Here is a 3,059-nt window from a genome sequence, read left to right on the forward strand (position 1 = left end):
GCTCGAGGTGAGGGCCCCCTTTGACGGTCAGATCGCGACCCGCGCCGCCGAGCCTGGCGAGGTGGTGGCGGTGGGAACGGCGCTGGTCACGATGCTCGACATGAACGCCCTCTATCTGCGGGCGTTCATCCCAGAGGGTGACATCGGGCGTGTGAAGGTGGGGCAGGCGGCGCGGGTCTTCCTCGACTCCGATCCGCGCAAGCCTCTCGAGGCCTCCGTCATGCGCATCGATCCCAAGCTCTCGTTCACGCCGGAGAACACGTATTTCCGGAACGAGCGCGTCAAGCAGGTCATGGGCGTCAAGCTGCGCATCCTCGATGACGGCGGTGGGGCCAAGCCCGGGATGCCAGCAGACGGGGAGGTCTTGACCGATGGGGCCTGGCCTTCCCGCGAGCCCTGGCGATGACGGCCCTGCCATGCGCGTGATACAGGTTCGCGGTCTCACCCGGGCCTATGGCGACGTGCAGGCGGTGCGCGGCATCGATCTCGACGTTTTCGCCGGTGAGATCTTCGGGCTCATCGGACCGGACGGTGCGGGCAAGACCTCTACCTTCCATGTGCTGAGCGGCATCATGGATGCCTCTGGCGGGGACGTCGAGGTGCTCGGGAGGTCTCCCCGGCAGTCGCGTCACGAGGTGGGCTACCTTACGCAGGCGTTCAGCCTCTACCTCGATCTGAGTGTGTGGGAGAACCTGGTCTACATCGGGCGCATGCGTGGTCTCGGCGACACCGACATCGAGCTGCGCGGGCGTCGGTATCTCTCGCTGTTCGACATGGACCGCTTCCGGATGCGCCTGGCTGGCCGCCTTTCCGGTGGGATGAAGCAGAAGCTGGCCCTCGCGTGCGCGCTGGTGGCCGAACCGCGCCTGCTGCTTCTCGACGAGCCCACCACCGGCGTCGACCCTGTGTCTCGCAGAGAGTTCTGGGACACCCTGACCCACCTCTCCGACAGCGGTGTCACCGTGGTTGTTGCGACCCCGTATCTCGATGAGGCCGAACGCTGCGGCAGGGTGGCGTTCATGCACGAAGGGCGCATCCGGGAGTGCGGAACGCCTCGCGGGCTGCGTGCGTCGATGGGGCTGCGGCGCCTCGAGGTGCGAACCGCTGATCTGCGCCGGGCCGAACATGTGCTGGGGGGCATCGACAGTCTCGAAGATGTGCAGCGATTCGGCGATCGACTCGATGTCATGGTGGGTGACGCCGCAGACGGTGAAGCAGCGGTGAAACAGGCTCTGGGCGCTTCCACCGAGGTTCTGGTCTCCGAGCCCACCCTCGAGAACGTGTTCGTCGCAACATTGCGCGGGCTTGCCGAAGCGACGGTCGATGCCGTCGACAGCCCGCCCCCTGCAGCGTCTTCGTTCCCGGCTTTGCCCGGGGTCTCGGGGGGCGCGATATGGGCGGAGTGCCTGAGCAAGCAGTTCGGGGCGTTCGAGGCGGTGAGAGGGGTCGACCTCGAGGTGCGGCCGGGTGAGATCTATGGTCTTCTCGGCGCAAACGGTGCGGGCAAGACCACGGTGATCAAGATGCTGTGCGGCCTCCTCGACCCCACCTCTGGCCACGTGGGCCTGGCCGGCGCCCGCGACGCGGCGGTTCGCGACAGCGCGGTGCGTCAGCGGGTGGGCTACATGTCGCAGCGCTTCTCGCTCTACGACGACCTCACCATTGCGGAGAACCTCGAGTTCTTCGGGGGGGTCTACGGTCTCGACGCGGCGAGCGCGCGGATGAAGGCGGGGTGGGTGCTCGAGTTCAGCGGACTCACAGGACGAGAGGGCCTGATGACGGGCAGCCTGCCCGGCGGATGGAAGCAGCGGGTGGCTTTTGGTGCCGCCATCATGCACGAGCCGGCGGTGCTCTTCCTCGACGAGCCCACGTCGGGCGTCGATCCGGTCGCGCGACGCCATTTCTGGCGAATCATCAACCAGCTGGCCGACCGGGGCACGGCGATTCTCGTCACGACCCACTATCTCGAAGAGGCCGAGCAGTGCAACCGCCTGGGCATGATGGTGGCCGGCGCGCTCGTCGCCCAGGGCACGCCGTCAGCGCTCAAAGCGGCCCAGCCCGGTCATCTCGTGAGCCTCGTGACCGATGTCCCCCAGCGCGCCTGCGAGGTGCTTCGCGCAGACCGCGAGCGCTGGCGGGTCTCGCTCTTCGGCGATCGCCTGCACGTGATTGACGATGAATCGCCAGATCTGCTCATCCGGCGGGTCTCGGAACAGCTCGAGCGCGCCGGGATATCGGTCTTGTGCGCTTCGCGGGAGTCTCTCTCCCTCGAGGACGTCTTCATTGCCATCGTCGAGCGATCGAATCTCGATGGAAGGCGGGTGGAGGACGCGTGAGGGGATTTGCTGACACGCGTCGCATCGGGGCACAGGTGCGCAAGGAGCTCACCCAGATCGTGCGCGATCGCACCGCGCTCGTGCTTGCCATGGTGCTGCCGGTCATCCTGCTCACCGTGCTCGGCAATGCCATCTCCCTGTCAGTGCGCGACATTCCGATCATCGTCCAGGATCTCGATGACTCTCCCGCGTCACGCAGCCTCATCGAGGCATATCGCAGCTCGCTCACGTTTCGCGTGGTGCCCTGGCCGGTCGAGCGCGCGCCGGTCCGGGCGCTCGAGGAGAACACGGCGCGGGGGGCCGTCATCATCCCCGAGCACTTCTCCCGCGATCTGGCACGTGGCACGCCCACCGACATCGAGGTGCTCGTCGACGCCACCGACGCCAACACCGCAAACATCCTGAGGGGCAAGCTCAGCGCCATCACCGCGAGCTTTGCGGCCGATCGGGCGCACGCCCGGCCGCAAGGCGTGGTCACCGCTGACGTTCGTCTCTGGTACAACCCAGGACGTCAGGACGCGTCGTTCATCGGCCCGGGCGCGCTGGTGGTGACGCTCTCGCTCCTGCCGCCCCTGATCGCGGCGCTCGCAACCTCGCGCGAGCGCGAGCGCAACACCATTCTGCAGGTCTACGTGTCGGGGGTGTCGGCATTCGATTACGTGGCGGGGAAGGTTGTGGCCTTCGTGCTCATCGCGTACGGCGGCGCCGGGATCCTCATCGGCG

The 3,059-nt window shown here is 67.1% G+C and carries 3 protein-coding genes; all 3 read left to right on the forward strand.

Going from position 1 to position 3,059, the window contains the following annotated elements:
• On the forward strand, positions 1 to 406 hold a 406-nt coding region (locus tag EB084_22675; protein NDD31070.1), incomplete at its 5' end, for an HlyD family secretion protein.
• Positions 372 to 2,336 carry an ABC transporter ATP-binding protein gene (locus tag EB084_22680; protein ID NDD31071.1) on the forward strand — a complete coding sequence of 655 codons (1,965 nt, stop codon included), beginning with the start codon at positions 372 to 374 and terminating at the stop codon, positions 2,334 to 2,336. The genes EB084_22675 and EB084_22680, both read left to right, overlap by 35 nt.
• Positions 2,333 to 3,059, forward strand: a 727-nt coding sequence (locus EB084_22685; GenBank protein ID NDD31072.1) for an ABC transporter permease, incomplete at its 3' end; no start/stop codon positions are given. The genes EB084_22680 and EB084_22685, both read left to right, overlap by 4 nt.

This window comes from Pseudomonadota bacterium, assembly GCA_010028905.1.
Classification (GTDB): domain Bacteria; phylum Vulcanimicrobiota; class Xenobia; order RGZZ01; family RGZZ01; genus RGZZ01.

Bases quoted from the DNA above. Each gene is read 5' to 3' on its own strand.
- EB084_22680 (NDD31071.1), top strand. From the start codon at position 372: ATGGGGCCTGGCCTTCCCGCGAGCCCTGGCGATGACGGCCCTGCCATG.